Source organism: Marinobacter sp. G11, assembly GCF_021282325.1.
GTDB lineage: Bacteria > Pseudomonadota > Gammaproteobacteria > Pseudomonadales > Oleiphilaceae > Marinobacter > Marinobacter vinifirmus.
The window spans coordinates 64,546-83,616 of the sequence record NZ_JAJSPB010000014.1 but is presented as its reverse complement, the minus strand read 5'-3'; the positions used below and the strand labels follow the sequence as shown (position 1 = coordinate 83,616).

Annotated in this window: 15 protein-coding genes; 8 read left to right on the top strand and 7 right to left on the bottom strand. The window is 59.7% G+C overall.

Annotated elements, in window-relative coordinates; all coding sequences use genetic code 11:
- Window positions 1-168: 168 nt before the first annotated feature.
- The 3 genes from LWH94_RS10800 to LWH94_RS10790 are packed head-to-tail and all read left to right on the top strand — an operon-like array spanning window position 169 to window position 4,100.
- A complete protein-coding gene (locus LWH94_RS10800; protein ID WP_022989415.1) occupies window positions 169-1,659 on the top strand; it encodes a SulP family inorganic anion transporter in 1,491 nt (496 codons plus the stop codon).
- Between the two features lie 2 nt (window positions 1,660-1,661).
- Complete coding sequence (locus tag LWH94_RS10795; RefSeq protein WP_058341072.1) at window positions 1,662-2,537, top strand: universal stress protein; 876 nt, start codon at window positions 1,662-1,664, stop codon at window positions 2,535-2,537.
- A gap of 12 nt (window positions 2,538-2,549) precedes the next feature.
- Complete coding sequence (locus LWH94_RS10790) at window positions 2,550-4,100, top strand: phospholipase D family protein (protein WP_232902214.1); 1,551 nt, start codon at window positions 2,550-2,552, stop codon at window positions 4,098-4,100.
- 5 nt (window positions 4,101-4,105) lie between these two features.
- Here LWH94_RS10790 and LWH94_RS10785 read toward each other — a convergent pair whose 3' ends face one another.
- Genes LWH94_RS10785 through LWH94_RS10775 form a run of 3 tightly spaced genes read right to left on the bottom strand, consistent with a single transcriptional unit; the run spans window position 4,106 to window position 6,426 of the window.
- Window positions 4,106-5,296 (bottom strand): NAD(P)/FAD-dependent oxidoreductase, encoded by a 1,191-nt coding sequence (locus LWH94_RS10785; RefSeq protein ID WP_232902213.1) that lies wholly within the window; start codon window positions 5,294-5,296, stop codon window positions 4,106-4,108.
- A 45-nt stretch (window positions 5,297-5,341) separates the two neighbouring features.
- Complete coding sequence (locus tag LWH94_RS10780; protein ID WP_232902212.1) at window positions 5,342-6,148, bottom strand: PhzF family phenazine biosynthesis protein; 807 nt, start codon at window positions 6,146-6,148, stop codon at window positions 5,342-5,344.
- 8 nt (window positions 6,149-6,156) lie between these two features.
- Window positions 6,157-6,426 carry a hypothetical protein gene (locus LWH94_RS10775; RefSeq protein WP_152521774.1) on the bottom strand — a complete coding sequence of 90 codons (270 nt, stop codon included), beginning with the start codon at window positions 6,424-6,426 and terminating at the stop codon, window positions 6,157-6,159.
- Window positions 6,427-6,636: 210 nt separating this feature from the next.
- Between LWH94_RS10775 and LWH94_RS10770 the strand changes: the two genes are divergently transcribed.
- Window positions 6,637-8,052, top strand: a complete 1,416-nt coding sequence (locus tag LWH94_RS10770) for an aminotransferase-like domain-containing protein (protein WP_232902211.1) — start codon at window positions 6,637-6,639, stop codon at window positions 8,050-8,052.
- Here LWH94_RS10770 and LWH94_RS10765 read toward each other — a convergent pair.
- The gene (locus tag LWH94_RS10765; RefSeq protein ID WP_022989409.1) at window positions 8,040-8,699 is read right to left on the bottom strand and encodes a response regulator transcription factor; all 660 of its coding nucleotides are present in this window, start codon (window positions 8,697-8,699) and stop codon (window positions 8,040-8,042) included. The two genes, LWH94_RS10770 and LWH94_RS10765, sit on opposite strands and share 13 nt — an antisense overlap.
- Window positions 8,689-10,194 (bottom strand): sensor histidine kinase, encoded by a 1,506-nt coding sequence (locus LWH94_RS10760; RefSeq protein WP_232902210.1) that lies wholly within the window; start codon window positions 10,192-10,194, stop codon window positions 8,689-8,691. Before LWH94_RS10760 ends, LWH94_RS10765 begins: the two co-directional genes overlap by 11 nt.
- A 147-nt stretch (window positions 10,195-10,341) precedes the next feature.
- Here LWH94_RS10760 and LWH94_RS10755 point away from each other — a divergent pair, with 147 nt between their 5' ends.
- From LWH94_RS10755 to LWH94_RS10740, 4 genes are all read left to right on the top strand, one after another.
- Window positions 10,342-11,970, top strand: a complete 1,629-nt coding sequence (locus tag LWH94_RS10755; protein ID WP_232902209.1) for an acyl-CoA synthetase — start codon at window positions 10,342-10,344, stop codon at window positions 11,968-11,970.
- Window positions 11,971-12,065: 95 nt separating this feature from the next.
- Window positions 12,066-13,436 carry a solute carrier family 23 protein gene (locus tag LWH94_RS10750; protein ID WP_232902208.1) on the top strand — a complete coding sequence of 457 codons (1,371 nt, stop codon included), beginning with the start codon at window positions 12,066-12,068 and terminating at the stop codon, window positions 13,434-13,436.
- A 239-nt stretch (window positions 13,437-13,675) separates the two neighbouring features.
- Window positions 13,676-14,626 carry a DegV family protein gene (locus LWH94_RS10745; protein WP_058341078.1) on the top strand — a complete coding sequence of 317 codons (951 nt, stop codon included), beginning with the start codon at window positions 13,676-13,678 and terminating at the stop codon, window positions 14,624-14,626.
- A 139-nt stretch (window positions 14,627-14,765) separates the two neighbouring features.
- On the top strand, window positions 14,766-15,797 hold the full coding sequence (locus tag LWH94_RS10740) for a hypothetical protein (protein ID WP_232902207.1): 1,032 nt from the start codon (window positions 14,766-14,768) through the stop codon (window positions 15,795-15,797).
- Between the two features lie 83 nt (window positions 15,798-15,880).
- On the opposite strand, the gene fdxA is transcribed toward LWH94_RS10740, so the two are convergent.
- Both fdxA and mutS read right to left on the bottom strand, forming a co-directional pair.
- Complete coding sequence (gene fdxA, locus LWH94_RS10735; protein ID WP_022989403.1) at window positions 15,881-16,204, bottom strand: ferredoxin FdxA; 324 nt, start codon at window positions 16,202-16,204, stop codon at window positions 15,881-15,883.
- 163 nt (window positions 16,205-16,367) lie between these two features.
- Entirely contained in the window at window positions 16,368-18,992 is a 2,625-nt protein-coding gene (gene mutS / locus LWH94_RS10730; protein ID WP_232902206.1) for a DNA mismatch repair protein MutS, read from the bottom strand.
- Window positions 18,993-19,071 lie beyond the last annotated feature (79 nt).

Here is a 19,071-nt window from a genome sequence, read left to right as displayed (position 1 = left end):
GCGTGTCCCTGAAAAAATAGATTTGCCTTGCATTCTAGGCAATTACCGGTGGCCAGGTCACCCTTTAGCCGGTTAGCAACATCGCGCTGCCATACTTTTCAGGCGGTTTCTGGTAACCTGCGCGGCCCCGATATGACCTCCCAATAAGTTAAAGCGATATTTCCTGCCATGATAAATGCACTCAAGCAAAACTGGTTCTCGAACATTCGTGGCGACCTGCTCGCCGGTATTGTGGTGGCGCTGGCGTTGATCCCGGAGGCCATCGCGTTCTCCATCATTGCGGGCGTAGACCCGAAAGTCGGCCTGTATGCCTCTTTCTGTATTGCCGTAATCATTGCCTTTGTTGGCGGCCGGCCGGGGATGATCTCTGCAGCCACCGGCGCCATGGCGTTGTTGATGGTTACGCTGGTGAAAGAGCACGGCCTGCAGTACCTGCTGGCGGCTACCCTGCTGACCGGTGTCATCCAGATTGCAGCCGGCTACCTTAAATTGGGTGGGCTGATGCGGTTTGTGTCGCGCTCGGTGGTTACCGGCTTTGTGAACGCGCTGGCTATCCTGATCTTCATGGCCCAGCTGCCGGAACTGACCAACGTAACCTGGCACGTCTATGCCATGACGGCTGCGGGCCTTGGCATTATCTACCTGTTCCCGCTGGTGCCTGTGGTCGGCAAGCTGATCCCTTCTCCGCTGGTGTGTATTGTGGGTTTGACGGCCGTGGCCATGATTGTCGGGCTGGACATCCGCACCGTCGGAGATATGGGTGAGCTGCCGGATACCCTGCCGATTTTCCTGTGGCCGGATGTGCCCCTGACCCTGGAAACCCTGATGATCATCCTGCCGTATTCCCTCGGCCTGGCCGTCGTGGGCTTGCTGGAATCGCTGATGACCGCCACCATCGTGGATGACCTGACCGATACCACCAGTGACCGCAACCGCGAGTGTAAAGGCCAGGGGATTGCCAACATCGGTTCCGGCCTGCTGGGTGGCATGGCCGGTTGCGCCATGATCGGCCAGTCCATTATTAACGTGAAATCCGGCGGCCGTACCCGGCTCTCGACGCTGACAGCCGGCGTGTTCCTGCTGATTCTGGTGCTGGTTCTGGACAAGTGGCTGGTACAGATTCCCATGGCCGCCCTGGTGGCGGTGATGATTATGGTATCCATCGGTACCTTCAGCTGGGATTCCATTCGCAATCTTCGGGAGCATCCCCTGTCCACCAACATTGTCATGCTGGTGACGGTGATTGTGGTGGTGGCCACCCACAACCTGGCATTCGGCGTGCTGGCCGGTGTTTTGCTGGCAGCCCTGTTCTTCGCCAACAAGGTGGGCCATTACATGCTGGTGACCTCCGAACTGGACGAGCAAACCGACACCCGTCGCTACACGGTTGTAGGCCAGGTATTCTTCAGTTCTTCGGAAAAGTTCCTCGAATCCTTTGACTTCAAGGAAGCGGTGGATAATGTTGTGATAGACCTGAGCCGCGCACACTTCTGGGATATTACTGCCGTAGGTGCGCTGGACAAGGCGGTCATCAAGTTCCGCCGTGAGGGTGCAGACGTTGAGGTAATCGGCCTGAACGAAGCCAGTGCCACCATCGTTGACCGTTTCGGGGTGCATGACAAGCCCGAAGCCGTTGACCAGCTGATGGGAGGGCACTGACCATGAATCAGAAAGGCGAGGCGAACATGTTACGAGTAGTGGCCTGTATCGACGGTTCCCGGGCAGCCCCCGCGGTGTGTGATTACGCCGCCTGGGCCAGCCGGCACATGGAAACACCGCTGATGTTGCTGCACGTTCTGGATGAAGAGCGCTACCCCGCGGAACCGGACCTGGCTGGTAGCATCGGGCTGGGTAGCCGGGAGCACTTGCTGGACGAGCTGGCAGACCTTGACCGGAAACGCTCCAAACTGGCCCTGGAGCACGGCCACCACATGCTGGATGAAGCCGAAGCGCGGGTACAGAAGGCCGGCATTGCCGAAGTGGTAAAGCGCCAGCGCCATGATAATCTGACCGATTCGCTGCTGGCCCTGGAGAAAGAAACCCGCCTGTTCGTGATGGGTCTGCACGGTGAAAGCAGCTCCGACCGGGATATTCACATCGGCAGCCAGCTGGAAACCGTGATCCGCAGCGTTCACCGCCCGATTCTGCTGGTGCCCGACGAATTTACCCAGCCGAAGAGCGCCATGTTGGCCTTTGATGGCAGCGAAACCGCCTTCAAAGGCGTGGAAATGGTGGCCGCCAGCCCGGTTCTGAAAGGCATGCCCCTGCACCTGGTGATGGTAGGGGCAGATACGGCAGACCGTTGGGAACAGCTACGGAAGGCCGAGAAAATGCTGGCAGGCCTGGATGTGGAGATCACGCTCGCCATCCGCGCCGGCGATGTGGAGCCCACGCTCCATGCCTATCAGGACGAGCACGACATCGACATGCTGGTCATGGGCGCTTATGGCCATTCCCGCATTCGCCAGTTCCTGGTGGGCAGCACCACAACCACCATGCTGAAAACCGCGAAGAAGCCCCTGGTTATCCTTCGCTAAGGAGCCCAGCCTATGCCCGGTCAGCGATTACTTTCGCTTGTCGCCAGCCTCTGCGCCTTGCTGATGCTGGCCGGGTGTTCCACTGCCCTGAAACCGGTCGTGCATGACCCGGATTTCCGGCTATCCTCGGTGAAGGATTCCTTCATAACGGACCAGCGCCGGATGCACCTTGCCCCAGACTCCCCGAACACCGGCTTTCAGCTGCTGAACAGTGGCCGTGATGCCTTCCTGGTGCGGGCTGCGCTGATCGAAACCGCCGAACAGTTTATCGACGCCCAGTATTACATCTGGAATAACGATTCCACCGGGCGCTACCTGGCCGGCCGGCTGGTAGCCGCTGCAGACCGTGGCGTTCAGGTGCGCCTGCTGCTGGACGACATCAACGTGGCTGGCAAGGAGCCGCTGTTTGCTGCGATGGCAATACACCCCAACATCCGGGTGCGTATCTTCAACCCGGCCCGTTCCCGCAGCGGGGTGGGGCGCTGGTTGTCGCTGATTACCGACTTCGACCGCATCAACCGGCGCATGCACAACAAAACCTTTGTGGTGGACGGCCAGGTGGGCATCGCCGGCGGGCGTAACATTGGTGACGAATATTTTGACGAACATCCCAGCCTGAATTTCCGGGACCGGGATGTGATGGTTCTGGGGCCGCTTGCTGAAGATATGACCGCCAACTTCGAGGCCTATTGGAATAATCAGTGGGCCTATCCGCTGGCTACCCTCTATGACCTGCCTGACAACCTCGCTGGCCGCGATGCACTGTCACAACTGCTCAGGGAAACGGCGGCTGATCCGGGCCTCCGGGCCGTTCCCCACCAGGAACGGGACGCGGCGGAAACCTATCTGAGGGGCTGGTTTGCCGGTATGGTGCAGGCCCCTGGCGAACTGGTGTTTGACCCGCCACCGCAAGATCCCCAGGTTCCGGCGGATTCCCCCCAGAATACCGCCAGGGCCTTGTACGGACTGGTTCAGGCAGCCCAATCCGAAATCCTGATTGAGTCCGCTTACCTGATCCTGGCAGACAACCAGCTCGACAACCTCGGAGCGCTGGACAACCAGCCGCTGAAGGTGGCGGCGTTAACCAATTCCCTGGCAACCAACGACCTGGTGACCAACCACTCCGGCTATGCCCGCTGGCGCCGGGAAATGCTGGAGCAGGGCATCGAACTATACGAACTGCGCCCGGATGCGCCGGCCTGCCAGCACTGGGTAGCCAGCCGCTCGGCCTGCGAACAGGGTGCTGTCAGCCTGCATTCCAAGGCAGTGGTGTTTGACCGGGAAACCCTGTTCATCGGCTCGTTCAACGTCAACCTGCGCTCGATCTACCTGAATGGCGAAACTGTGCTGATTATCCATAGCCCGGAACTGGCGACTGCTGTTGCCGAAGACATCCGTTATGCCATGGCCCCGGAAAACAGCTGGCAGGTAAGGCTGGACAAGCAGGGCGACCTGGTCTGGCAGTCTAAGGGCGAGCAGGTTGGCCATGAGCCGGGCGTCGGGTTCTGGCGGCGGGCGACGTCGCGCTTCCTGTCCTGGTTACCTATCGAGAAATATCTGTAACCGGCTCAGGCCTCGTTGCCTGCCGCCACGCCGGACGCCCACGCCCATTGAAAGTTATGCCCGCCCAGATGGCCGGTCACATCCACCACCTCGCCGATAAAGAACAGGTTTGGCTGCTCCAGCACGGCCATGGTTTTCGAGGATAACTGTCGGGTATCCAGTCCGCCCAGGGTCACCTCGGCGGTCCGGTAACCTTCGGTGCCGGCGGGTTTGATGGTCCAGTTGCCCAGGGTGTCGGCAATCTGCTCGATATCCTGGTTACGGTATTCCTGCAGTGGCCGGTGCCAGCCCTGCAGTTCATTGAAGGCCTGGGCGAAGCGTTTGGGCAGGTGCTGGTTCAGGTACTGCGCCATGGTGGACTGGGGCTTCTGCTTGCGCAGGGTAAACAGGTCGTCCTGGATGGCTTGTGCCGGCAGCAGGTTGATGTGCAGTTCGTCTCCCGGCTGCCAGTAACTGGACACCTGCAGCATGGCGGGCCCGCTCAGGCCCCGGTGGGTGACCAGCATGGGCTCGCGAAAATGCTGCTTGTGGCAGCTTGCGTCTACGGGGCAACTTACGCCGGCCAGGGGCGACAGCTGTTGCTTCAGCTCCGGGTGCAGGGTGAAGGGCACCAGCCCGGCGCGGGTGGGTAGCACTGTTAGCCCGAACTGCTTTGCCAGTTCGTAGCCGAAACCGGTCGCGCCCATGGTAGGGATGGACAGGCCGCCGGTGGCAACCACCAGCGACTGGCACTTCAGGGTGCCAGCACCGGTTTTGACGGTATAGCCGGAACCGGAGGCCTGAACGCCGGAAACGGAGGTGTTCATACGGATTTCTGCACCCGCCCACTCGCACTCGGTTAACAGCACATTGAGGATGTCTTTTGCGCTGTCTTTACAGAACAGCTGTCCTGGCGCTTTTTCTTCGTATTCCACCCCGTGGCGGTCCACCAGTTCGACGAAATCCTGCGGGGTATAACGCTTCAGGGCCGAGATGCAGTAGTGAGGATTGTCCGAAAGGAAGTTTGCCGGCGTGCTGTTCAGATTGGTGAAGTTGCAGCGGCCACCGCCGGACATCAGGATCTTCTTGCCGGGCCTGTTGGCGTGGTCAATCACCAGCACTTTGCGGCCGCGATAGCCGGCGGTGGCCGCGCACATCAGCCCGGCGGCACCGGCGCCGATGATGATCACGTCATACTGGGATGTGGATACTGCCATTGCCTGCCCGCCGCTGATAGAAAACCGGCGGGCAGTATATCAGTCTCAGGGCAGCTGTACGGAGCCTTCCAAGAAGAACGCCGCCTGGCCGGCAATGGCCACGCGTTCGCCTTTCAGTTCACAGCGCAGTTCACCACCCCGGGCCGAGAGTTGCCGCGCCTGCAGGCAGGTTTTGCCCAGACGTTCTGCCCAGTAAGGCGTTAGCATACTGTGTATCGAACCGGTGACCGGGTCTTCATCGATACCCACGCCCGGCGCGAAGTATCGGCTGACAAAATCACAGTGTTCCCCCTCCGCCGTCACAATCAGGCCTTGATTGCCCAGCTGTGCCAGTTTGCGGATATCCGGGACGGCGGACCTGACCTCTGCCTCGGATTCCAGAACCACCATGTAGTTGGTGTCGTTGGGTACGAAAAAGGCCTCATCCGGCGAGCCGGGCAGCGCTTCGGTAATCAGGGCCGGAGTGGGGCAGCGTTCGAAGGCCAGGTTTGGAAAGTCGAGTTCCAGCCAGCCGTCCGGCTTTTGCGAAACCGCCAGCGGCCCGGATTTTGACTGGAATCGAACGATGTTGTGGGGCCAGTCCAGCTTGTTGAACACCACCCAGGCTGAGGCCAGGGTGGCATGGCCGCATAACGGCACCTCGGCAGTGGGGGTGAACCAGCGAATGTGGAAGTCGGCGTCATCAAGCTCCGGTGTTGCCACCAGAAAGGCGGTTTCCGACAGGTTGTTTTCCCCGGCAATGGCCTGCAACAAGGAGTCTGGCAGCCAGCGTTGCAGCGGCATGACGGCGGCCGGGTTGCCGCCGAACAGTGTGTTGGTAAAGGCATCTATCTGGAAGATCGGTGTCAGCATGGTTCGTCCTATGTTCGGTTAGCAGTGAACTGCTGTAATTCCAGTTCACTGTAGCAATGAAATTCTGGCAGTGGCGTTCTGCCTCGAATGATCCAGTGCGTTGGCGCGGTCTGGTTAACACTGAAGCCAGCCTGCGCGAGCTTCTGGAAGGCCTGTAACAGGGTGGGGTGTCCGGTTTCGCCGGCATCAGCAAGACCAAGTACGTCCTTGCGATTTCTCCGGTAGTGAGGGCGTGTCCTCTCGCCTGCACGGGCAGGTGTTGAAAGTGATGCGGCCATGGTGAAATTCCTTCTTCTCTGATCCGGACACCATTGTCTGCCGGGCCAGACTTCCATAACAGATTCAGATAAGTTTTTATTGAGCCGGTACAGTTGTCATCTTCAGGGGTCTGTACTGCATAAAAAGTGGCCGATCTGTACTGTCGGTTTTGCTGGTGGTTCTGGTCCAATAGGTGATGGAGCGATGAATGGTGATTGTGGGAGGCAAGTATGGGTGCGCTATATAACCAGGTGGCTGACCAGTTGCAGGCGCTGATAGCAGACGGTGTTTATCGGGCAGGAGACCGCCTGCCGGGCGTGAGGGCTCTCAGCCGTCAGTTCGGGGTGAGCATTTCTACCGTGCTGCAGGCCCATCAGACCCTCGAAGCCCGTGGTTTCCTTCAGGCCCGGGAGCGCAGCGGCTATTTCGTGCGTCTGCCGGCCCGGGAGGTGCCGGAGCCAACTATGCCGGAACATCGCACCCGGCCTTTGCCGGTGTCTGCCCGGGAGATGACGCTGGATCTGTGTGCAGATGAGCAAAAACTGATGGTGCCACTGGCAACGGCCATTCCCCATCCGGATTACCTGCCGGTCCGGCAGATCCAGCAGAGCACGATCTGGGCCGCGAGGCGTGGGCTGGAAACGCTGGATTACGCCTTTCCCGGCAAGGAAAGTTTCCGGCGCCAGATTGCCCAGCGCATGGCAACACTGGGGGTTCCGGTGTCACCGGATGATGTGCTGGTTACCAATGGCGCGCAGGAAGCGATTATTCTGGCACTGCGGGCGGTCACCCAGGCTGGCGATATTGTTGCGGTAGAGTCGCCATCCTTTCCGGGTATCCTGCAGGCGCTGGAGGTGGTGGGCTTGCGGGTGATTGAAATTCCCACTCATCCATCAGAAGGCATGAGCCTGGAGGGTCTGCAACTGGCGCTTGAGCAATGGCCACTGAAGGCCTGCGTGGTGGTGCCCAATCACAGCAATCCAATGGGTGCCAGAATGAGTGACGAGCGCAAGCAGCAGCTGGTATCCATGCTGGCGGCGGCCAATGTGCCATTGATTGAGGATGATATATACGGTGATCTCTATCACTCGGGTGAGCGCCCGCGGCCGGCCAAAGCCTTCGACCGCTCCGACAACGTTATTTTCTGCAGTTCGTTTTCCAAGACCGTGTCGCCTGGTCTTCGGCTGGGCTGGATGATCCCGGGGCGCCACATGGCCAGCGCCCGCCAACACAAATATTTTGTGAACCTGGCCACCTCGACCATTCCGCAGTTGGCAATGGCGCATTTTCTGGAGCAGGGCGGCTACGATCGTTACCTGCGCCAGGCCCGGCAGCATTACCGGGAAGGTATTGAACGGCTGCGCACGGCGGTGGCACGGTCTTTCCCGGAGGGCACTGCGGTCAGCCGGCCTCAGGGCGGATTTGTCCTGTGGGTTCAGATGCCGGCGGGTGTGTCAGGCACCGGGCTGTACCGTCGGGCCCGGCAGGAAGGCATCAACGTGGCGCCTGGCCTGATGTTCTCCACCACCAACAAGTTTGAGAACTGCTTGCGGCTGAATGGCGGCAATCCCTGGACTGAGCGCATTGAAAAGGCGGTTATCCGCCTGGGCGCCTTGGCCCACGAGCTCCGTGATCAGGGCGCCTGAACGCCGCGCAGGTGCTCGGGGTCCAACAGGCCGGCGGCGATGGCCAGGCCCGTCACATCCGGCAGCCGTTCGGCGCCCAGGCGCTTCATCACCCGGGCCCGGTACAGGTCGATGGTTTTGACACTCACATCCAGCTGCTCGGCAATTTCCCGGCTGGTGTATCCTTGGGCCAGAGGCAGGAACACATCTCGCTCCCGACGGGTGAGGGTGCTGATGAGGGCTTCGGTATCGGCGCTGACCGGGATCTTTTCCGGAGCTGAGGATGCCTCCTGAAGCGCCTGCTGCACACTGTCCAGCAGCAACTGCTCGTTGAATGGCTTTTCGATGAAATCGAAGGCGCCGGATTTGAATGCGCGCACCACAATGGGCACATCGGCATGGCCGGACACGAAGATGATGGGAATCTCCAGCCCGCGTTTCTGCAGTTCTTCCTGCACGTTCAGGCCGCCGAGCCCGGGCATGCGGATGTCCAGCACCACACAGCCGGGGCGGTTTTCGGCCACATCGTTCAGAAACTGGCGGCCGTCGCTGTAGGCCCGCACCTGTAATCCAACCGATTCCAGCAGCCATTGGGTGGACTCGAGCATACCGGCATCGTCGTCTACCACGAACACGGTGTTGGCTTCGGCAGGAGTGCTAGCGGACATCAGGGGATCTCTCCGTATTATTGTTGGCGGCGGTCATTCTAGAGCTCCCGCGGCTGTTGTTGAAGGAAAGGTTGGCCGGAAAGCGGCAAATCAGTGAAAGACCGCCGGTGCCGGCAGGGGTGGCGTCCAGGAATCCGCCGAAGCCTTCAATGATGGATCGGCTCATGGATAAGCCCAGCCCCAGCCCCTTGGGCTTGCTGGTATAGAACGGCTGGAACATCTGGCGAATACCTTCGTCGTCCAGCCCCGGGCCTTCGTCGGTTACCTGGATCAGGGTTTCCTGCTGGTCGTTGATGCAGGTGCATACGGTAATGCGGGACGGTTCCAGGTTCTCGCCCTGGTTGGCAGCTTCCACGTTGGCTTCAATGCCGTTACGAATCAGGTTAATCAACACCTGCTCCAGCAAAATCGGGTCTGCGGTGATCACCGGGGAATTCTCCGCCAGGTTCTCTTGCAGCTTTACGCCGTTCTTTTCACCTTCCCACTGGCACAGGCGAACCACGTCGCTTACCACCGAGTTTAACTGCACCGGGGCCATCTGTTTCTGGCCTTTGCGCAGGAAGGCCCGCAGGCGCTTGATCACTTCCGAGGCCCGGTTGGCGTGGTGCACGATCTTCTGCAAGCCATCCTCTACCTTGGCCAGTTTCTCCGGGCGCTTGTCGGCTTCTTTCAGAAAGCGCTGGCTGGCGCTGGCGAAATTCACAATCGAGGCCAGCGGCTGGTTCATCTCATGGGCAATGCTCGAGGCCAGTTCGCCCAGGGTGGCCAGCCGGGCGGTGTGGGCCAGCTCCTCGGCCAGCAGGCGATTCTGTTCTTCCTGCTCGATGCGGGGCGTGATGTCGCGGGACACGCTGATCACTTCCACCACAGCGCCTGTATAGGTTTCCCGGATGGCCCGGCTGGCAATCTCGAACCAGCGGCGGCTGCCGTTGCGGTGCTGGATTTCCAGGGTCAGGGTGGCGTAGCCGTCTTCCTGCAAGCGATTGCGGGTGTGAGTCAGTTGTTCCGCCACCTTGTCGTTGCCGAAAACCTCTTCAAGGGATTTGCCCCTGAGCTCTTCCGGCCAGTAGCCCAGCAGCCGCCAGGAGGCCGGTGTGGCGTCGATAAACCGGCCGTCCGGGGCGTGGCGGGAGATCAGGTCTGTGGTGTTCTCGGTAATCAGCCGGTAAAGCCGGCTGGAGCGCAGGGCTTCTTCCTGGGTGAGTACATCGGTGGTGGCGTCTCGCCCACGAATCATGACCTGCTGCTTGTCGGAGTCCGGAATGAAAGTCCAGAGGCAGATCTTGTCGGCAAACCGGGATTCCACGTTCTCGATGGCCCGGTCCTGGTTCAGGGCCGAGGCAGCAAGGGCCGGGGCGTTTACCGGCAAGAGTTCCCCGGCCTCGGCCAGGCGCGCGGCTTCCACCAGCTGGCGGGCGGCGGCATTGCAGCTTAAAACCCGGGCATCGGCGCTGGTCACGAGTGTGGGTTGGGGGTCTTTCTCGGGGATTTTCATAGATTATAGTAATGTTCCTATAATACCATGGTAGAGTTTCTAGTATTGATTTCGTTAACTACCATTGTTGTTAATGCAAAGTATAGCTGCTTTGGCGTTTCTACTGAACACGCATAAGAACAACATAAGCATACGAGGACCACACCAATGACTTCGATCTTTGATCAGGGCCTTGAGCCCCGGAACGCAAACTACGCGGTCCAGTCCCCCATTGATTTCATCGAACGTACCGCCAGTGTTTACCCGGATTATCCGGCGATTATTCACGGTGCCATCCGTCGCAACTGGGCCGAAACCTACGATCGCTGCCGCCGGCTGGCGTCTGCCCTGAAGGGCCGCGGAATCAGCCGTGGTGATACCGTTGCGGTGATGCTGCCGAACATTCCGGCCATGGTGGAATGCCACTTTGGTGTGCCGATGATTGGTGCTGTGCTGAACACCCTGAACGTGCGCCTGGATGCCGAAGCCATTGCCTTCATGCTGGAGCATGGTGAAGCAAAGGTGGTGATTGCCGACCGTGAATTCGGTCAGGTGGTCAAAGATGCTGTTCGTCACCTTGAACACAAGCCGCTGGTGATCGATGTTGATGATCCCGAGTACGGCGAAGGCGTTCAGGTAAGCGACCTGGATTACGAAGCCTTCCTGCAGGAGGGTGACCCCGAATATCAGTGGAGTTTCCCCGCCGACGAGTGGGATGCCATTTCCCTGAACTACACGTCCGGTACCACCGGCAACCCCAAGGGCGTGGTTTACCACCATCGTGGTGCCTACATTAACTCGCTGGGTAACCAGACTGTGTGGTCGATGGACATGCACCCGGTGTACCTGTGGACCCTGCCGATGTTCCACTGCAACGGCTGGTGTTTTCCCTGGACCATCACCGCCATGGCCGGTACCCATGTGTGCCTGCGCCGCGTAGACCCTGAGAAAATCCTCAAGCTGATCCGCGACCACCAGGTAACCCACATGTGTGGTGCGCCGATTGTCCTGAACGCGCTGCTGAATGCGTCTCCGGAAGCCAAGGCCGGTATCGACCACGACGTGAAATCCATGACCGCCGGTGCGGCGCCCCCAGCCCAGGTGATTGGTGCCATCGAAGAGATGGGCATCAAGGTAACCCACGTTTACGGCCTGACCGAAGTGTACGGCCCGGTTACCGTGTGTGCCTGGAAGTCCGAGTGGGATGAGCTGCCACTGCAAGAACGTGCCCAGATCAAGGCGCGCCAGGGCGTTCGTTATCACACCCTGGGCGGCACCATGGTGGCAGACCCCAACACCATGCAGCCGGTGCCGAAAGACGGCAAGACCATCGGCGAGATCTTCCTGCGTGGTAACACGGTAATGAAGGGCTACCTGAAGAACCCGAGTGCCACCGAAGAAGCCTTCCGGGGCGGCTGGTTCCACACCGGCGACCTGGCGGTATGGCACGAAGACGGATACATGGAAATCAAGGACCGCCTGAAAGACATCATCATCTCCGGTGGCGAGAACATCTCCACCATCGAAGTTGAAGACACCCTGTATCGCCACCCGGCGGTGATGGAAGCCGCGGTGGTTGCCCGGCCGGACGAGAAGTGGGGTGAGACACCCTGCGCCTTCATTACCCTGAAAGCGGACGCCGGCAACGTAACCGAGGAAGACATCATCAGCTTCTGTCGCGAGCACCTTGCCCGCTTCAAGGTTCCTAAAACCGTGGTGTTCTCGGAGCTGCCGAAGACCTCTACCGGCAAGATCCAGAAGTTTGTACTGCGGGACCAGGCCAAAGAACTGAACTGATCCGGCAAGGCTGCGCCGCCGGGCGCAGCCACACCTCTTATCCACAAAAACAACATTGACTGGCACCCGACACTGGCGTGCCCGGAGGTAGTTTTATGCAAATGTTCCACAGAAAAAACGGTGAAGAACAGCCGTTCTGGCCGGCTGGCCCCTTCAAAATCCGTCTTCCGTTTGTCCACTATCGCTGGGAATTTGCGGAGATGGTGCAGGCCCTGATCATGTTCGTGGTCAGCCTGGCGATGATTCCCCTGCTGGAAAAATACCTTGGTGTTCCCTACGACGTGGCCCTGGCCTACGTTGTGGTGTGTGGTATCGGCTTCATGCTGCCGGCCCTGCTGGGCGTACCGCTGGTGCCCGGCTGGATTACCCCGGGTATACCCGTGGTGTTGCTGTTCCTTTCAGACTACGAGCCCGGCCCCGAGGCCATCCAGGCGCTCTTTGCCCTGCAATTCCTGGTGTTCCTGATCTTCCTGTTTCTGGGGGTTACCCGCCTGGGCAGCAAGCTGGTGAACTGGATTCCTCGGTCCATGAAGGGCGGTATTATCATCGGTGCCGGTATTGCTGCACTGATGGGCGAAATCGAGGCCGGTGGCCGCCTGGCCAACACGCCAATCTCCCTGATTGTGGGTGGCCTGGTGTGCCTGTACCTGATGTTCTCCGTTTCCTTCAAAGGCTTTGTGGACAAGAGCAACATTGCCCGCAAGATTGCCAACTACGGCATGGTGCCGGGCATGGTTGTGGCCATCCTGGTGGGCTTTGCCGTTGGCGAGTATGAAGTCCCCGACGTACAGTGGGGCATCACCAAGCCGGCCTTTGACCAGTTGTGGAACTACCTGCCGTTCAGCGTGGGTTTCCCGGACCTGAACATTTTCCTGTATGCCATTCCGACCGCGGTTATCGCCTACGTCATCGCCTTTGGTGACATCGTGGTGGGTCAATCCCTGATGAGCCGTGTCGATCACCTGCGCAAAGATGAAGACATCGACAACAGCATCGACCGCGCCCACCTGGTAACCGCCATCCGGAACGGTGGCCATGCGTTCTTCGCGCCGTATCCTGGCCTGGCCGGCCCAATCTGGACCGCCGTAACCGCTACTATGGCCGAGCGCTACAAGTATGGCCGTAATGCTATGGATTCCATCTACAGCGGTGGTGGCACCTTCTGGATTACCGGTTTCATTGCGCTGTTCGTGCTGCCGCTGGTGAGCTTCTTCCAGCCGGTGCTGCCGATTGCCCTGTCGCTGACCCTGCTGCTGACCGGTTACATCTGTTTGATGGTGGGCCTGGAGCAGTTGGAGAACAACACCGAGCGTGGCATTGCCGGCACCATGGGTGTGGTACTGGCGGTGTACGGCGCAGGCTGGGGCCTGGCCACCGGTGCCATCCTGTACTACCTGATCGAGCGTACTCACTTGTTGAAGTTTACCTCTGACCCGGAAGCGCCGGGCGCCGAGACGAGCGAGTAATTCTGAACCCGGTGCCGCTGAGCTAGCAGCGGTACCAACCCACTGTGTGTCCTTGGGAGGCTTCGGCCTCCTTTTTTTTGTTTTCGGTTACCGGATTTGTTGTCGTGGGCCTTTTTGTTAACTGCTTCACGGGGCGGCTGAAATTATCGCCGGCATGTGCAAGACTTGTGTCTCCAGAATAATCACAAGAAAGGGTGCTCCCGCCTGAGGAAACACCCGAACCCCGGAGGCTTTTGCACATGCGAGTTGGTTTGATCGTTGATTCCGCCTGTGATCTACCCTATGAATTTTCCCGCAAACACGATCTGTTTGTGCTGCCGGTAACGGCCATTATTGATGGCCAGACCTACATCGATACCCACGATCCGGTGCGTACCCAGGAGTTCTACCAGAGCGGCCTGCTTGATAAAGGCCACCAGGCGGAAACCGAAGCCTTTTCCGCAGAACAGATCCACAACCTGTTCATGGAAAAGATTGTCACTCAGTTTGATGTGGCCATCTGTGAAACCGTCACCCGAAGCCGCAGCCAGATTTTCGACCACGCCTCCGAAGCCATGAACACCGTGATGGCCAACTACGAAGGCGCCCGCAAGGCCGCCGGCCGGGAAGGCAAATTCTCCATGCGGGTCATCGACAGTAAGCAGATCTTTGCGGGCCAGGGATTGCTGGCGGCCCACACCCTGCGGCTGATCAACCAGAAAGTCTCCAAGAATGCCCTACGCCACGAGGTGGAAACCTTCACCGACAAGATCTACACCTGCGTGATTCCCCGCGACCTGCATTACATCCGTGAACGGGCCCGGCGCCGCGGCGACAAGAGCGTGTCTGCGATGGCCGCCTTCATGGGTAAGGTGCTGAACATCAACCCGGTGATCTTCGGGCAGGGCGTGGAAGGCAAGCCGGTGGCCAAAACCCGCGACTTCAACGTGGCGGTTGAAAAGGTGATGAATTACGCCATCGGCCGTCTGGAAGCTGGTTTGCTGACACCCTATGTAAGTTTGTCCTGCGGCCTGAGCTGGACTGAGATCGAAGAGCTGCCGGGCCTGAATCGCCTGCGCGATGCCTGTGAAAAGCACGGTGTAGAGTTGCTGTTGTCGCAGATGGGCATTACCAGCTCCATTTACGTTGGGCCCGGCAGCCTGTGCCTGGCGCTGGCGGCGGAACCCCACGAGTTTTCAGACTTCCAGTAACCGTCTGTTTTTGCCGGGCCGGTTGCCGGACTGGCCCATAATCACGGGTTCGCCGGTAATTCCGGCAAACCCTTGCTGCCTGCTTCCGTGTTAGCCTCATCGGCATACTTCAGGAATTCAGCCAAAGGATGCCAGCTCTATGAGCAAAACTGCCCCCAGTCTTGTCGATACCCTGTTTGAAGCCCACGTAAAGCACGAAGTGGCCGCCCTCAAAGGCGCCAAGCTGAAGAAGTTCCTGGAACAGGAAGTGGATGAATTGCTTGGCTATGCCGAAAAAGTGCCGCTGGGCCGGCTGATCAGCCCCGAGCAGGTAATGGGCGTGATCAAGCGCATCGCCGTGAACATGGAACTGGATGCCGGCATTCCGGAACTGGCTGCGGAGATGGCGGCAGAAGTGCTCAAGGCACCGGTTCAGGCAGACACCACGCTGGGCGAAATCCTGTCACGGGAGCAGGCCAGCGGCTTTATTGAAGAGGCCCTGGAGCTGCGCCAGCAGCGGGAGCGGATCATCAGCGAGATCATGGCGCACCCGGTGTACCAGGAGCTGGTGTCGAACGTGGTGTACCACGGGCTGGTGAATTACCTTTATGAAGATAACCTGATTACCCGCTCGGTGCCGGGAGTGGGTTCGGTGATGAAGTTCGGCAAGAAAATGGCCAACAAGGCCGTGCCGGGGCTGGATGAAACCTTCGAACGTCGCATCAAGGCCTGGCTGGCAGAGAGCTTGCCGGGGCTGATTGTACGCAGCGAGCAGTTCCTGCACCGGGCACTGACCGACGATGAATTGCGCGACAGCGTGATGGCGGCCTGGGTATCGCTGGAGAACCAGACCATTGCCGAGCTCCAGGACGGGCTGGGTGAGGTGGAGCTACAGGAGTTTGTGGTACTGGGTTATGACTTCTGGCTGAACTTCCGTAAAACCGCCTACTTTGAAGGCTGCGCCCGGGCCGTGGTCGAGCACCTGTTTGCCAAGTATGGCGACCGGCCGGTGATGGACCTGCTGAATGATATCGGGGTGACCCGGGAAGTGATTGTTACGGAAATTGCCGAGCTCGGCCTGCCGATTATCGATGTGCTGCACAAGGAAGGTTATATGGAGGCATTGGTGCGCAGAAGGCTGGGAAGCTTCTACAAGTCTGCTGCCGCGAAGAAGTTGCTGGCAGAGGGGTAAGCCGGGCTGCACAGGCCTGAAATAAAAAAGCCGGAAGAGGATCGCTCTTCCGGCTTTTTCGCAGCTGCTGACAGCGTTTGGCCTCAGCGCTCCAGGTACTGGAGCTTGTCGGGCTGGCCGTCCCACTCGTCGGCGTCTGGCAGCGGGTCTTTCTTCTCGGTGATATTCGGCCACTTGCCGGCCAGGTCCGCGTTGATCTCAACGAAGGCTTCCTGGCCTGCAGGCAGTTCGTCTTCAGAGAAGATGGCTTCCGCCGGGCACTCGGGCTCGCACAGGGCGCAATCGATGCACTCGTCCGGGTCGATCACCAGAAAGTTGGGGCCTTCATAGAAGCAGTCTACCGGACACACTTCCACGCAGTCGGTGTATTTGCACTTGATGCAGTTATCAGTAACGATAAACGCCATAGTCAGATCCCTGGTTCGTAGAACATTCAGTCTCATCAGGAGCCCTGAAAATCCGGCCCCATCTATAATTTTGTGCGCGATATTGTAGGGAGCGGCCCCCGAAGCCGCAAGCGTTGGGCTGCTATAACCTTATTACACAGATCAAGTTTGGCCCAGTTTTCTGTTATTTCTTCAATAATGCCCGCAGTTCATACAGCTGGTTCAGGGCCTCCCGGGGCGACAGGCCATCAACATCCAGCTGCTGTAAGGCCTCTTCCACCGCGCTTGGCTCCGCCATGGCGAACATATCACCCTGATAAACCGTTTCCGCGCTGGTCGGTTGTGTGACGGCTTTCGGTGCCGGTTCATGCACATGCTCCGGGGCCGGCGCTGACGGGCTGGCACTGCCTTCCAGGTGTGCCAGCTGGGCCTTGGCGTTACGGATAACATCCTGCGGCACGCCGGCAAGCTTGGCCACCTGCAAGCCATAGCTCTGGCTGGCGGGGCCGTCATGCACATTGTGCAGGAACACGATGGAATCATCATGCTCCGTGGCAGTCAGGTGCACGTTTACCGCATGTTCCAGGTCATCCGCCAGTTGTGTCAGCTCGAAGTAGTGGGTGGCGAACAGGGTGTAGCAGCAAATGTCCTTCGCCAGGTGCTCTGCCGTGGCCCAGGCCAGGGACAGGCCGTCGAAGGTGCTGGTGCCCCGGCCCACTTCGTCCATAAGCACCAGGCTGTGTTCGGTGGCGTTGTGCAGGATGTTGGCGGTTTCGGTCATCTCCACCATGAACGTAGAGCGGCCACCGGCGATGTCGTCGGAAGAGCCCATGCGGGTGAAAATCCGGTCTACTGGCCCCAGCACCGCCCGGTTGGCGGGCACGAAGCTGCCAGTGTAGGCCAGCAGGGCAATCAGGGCGGCCTGGCGCATGTAGGTGGACTTACCGCCCATGTTGGGGCCGGTAATCACCAGCATCCGGCGCTTGGTGTCCATCAGCAGGTTGTTGGGCACAAAAGGCTCGTCCAGCAGTTGCTCCACCACCGGATGGCGACCTTCTTCCACATCAAAACCGGGCTGGTCAGTAAACTCCGGTGCGGTAAAGCGCAGGCTGGTGGCGCGCTCGGCAAAGTTGCTGAGCACATCCAGCTCGGCCAGGGCCTGGGCGGCATCCTGCAGCGGCGCCAGTTGTTCGGCGACGGTTTCCAGAACGTCGTCATACAGGCCTTTTTCCCGGGCCAGGGCGCGGCTCTTGGCACTCAGGGCCTTGTCTTCGAACTCTTTCAGTTCGGGCGTAATAAAGCGTTCGGCGTTTTTCAGGGTCTGGCGGCGAATGTAATCTACCGGCGCCTGGGCAGACTGGCCCCGGCTGATTTCAATGTAATAGCCGTGTACCCGGTTGTAGCCCACTTTCAGGGTAGAGATGCCGGTACGCTCCCGCTCCCGGGTTTCCACATCCAGCAGGTACTGGCCTGCGTTCTCGCTGATGTTGCGCAGCTCGCCCAGCTCTTCATCGAAGCCCTCGGCTATCACGCCCCCCTCGCGGATCACCACCGGCGGGTTTTCGATGATGGCCCGCTCCAGCAAGTCAGCAAGCTCCGGGTATTCGCCAATGGTTCCGGCCAGCTGTGCTACATGGCTGGAATTAACCGGCTTCAGGGCTTCCTGAAGCTCTGGCAGGGTCTGGAAAGCATCCCGCAGGCGGGCGAGGTCCCGGGGCCGGGCCGAGCGCAGGGCTACCCGCGCCAGGATCCGTTCGATGTCGCCCACACGCTTGAGCAGGTCGTGCACCGGTTCATAGTGAAAACCGTCCAGCAGGGCCGAGACTGACTGCTGGCGTTGCTGGACCACTTCCACATTCCGCAGCGGGCGGTTCAGCCAGCGGCGCAATTCCCGGGCACCCATGGCGGTGGCCGTGCGGTCCATCACCCAGGCTAGGGTGTATTGCTGGCCGCCCATCAGGTTGGTGTCGATTTCCAGGTTACGGCGGCTGGCGGCATCCAGAATCACTGCGTCTTCCCGGCGCTCCCGGGTCAGTTTGCGAATGTGGGGCAGGGCGGTGCGCTGGGTTTCCCGGGCGTACTGCAGCAGGCAGCCGGCGGCACAAATGGCTAGGTGCAGGTCTTCGCAGCCAAAACCGGTGAGGTCACGCACCTGTAGCTGCTGGGTAATCACCCGCCGGGCCGAATCCAGCTCGAACAGCCAGGGGCCTTGCCGGCGGACACCGGTGAAGCCTTCCAGCAGGTCACCGAAGGGGAAGTCTTCGCTGATCAGGATCTCGGCCGGGCGTAGCCGCTGCAGTTCCCCCTGCAGGGCTTCCAGGCTGTCAAGTTCAGACACCGCAAAGCGACCACTGGAAATATCCAGCGAGGCAAAGCCGAACTGCTCTTTATGGCTGAAAATAGCCGCCAGCAGGTTGTCGCGGCGGTCTTCCAGGAAGGCTTCATCGCTGAGGGTGCCGGGGGTAACAATGCGCACCACCTTCCGCTCCACCGGCCCCTTGCTGGTGGCCGGATCGCCAATTTGTTCAGCAATAGCGATGGATTGACCTGCGCGCACCATGCGGGCAATGTAGCCTTCAGCAGCGTGGAAAGGCACGCCGGCCATGGGAATAGGGTTGCCACCGGACTGTCCCCGGGCGGTCAGGGTAATGTCCAGCAACTCGGCCGCTTTTTTGGCATCGTCATAAAACAGCTCGTAGAAGTCACCCATGCGGTAGAACACCAGCTCGTTCGGGTGCTCCCGCTTGATCTTCAGGTACTGCTGCATCATGGGGGTATGCTTGGAAAGATCGGTCTGGGTTGCAGGCATGGAAGCGTCCGGTTGATCGTGCGTTTGGGTCAAAGCGGGGATTGTAAGAAAATAACGCCCGGGATGAAACGAAGGGTTT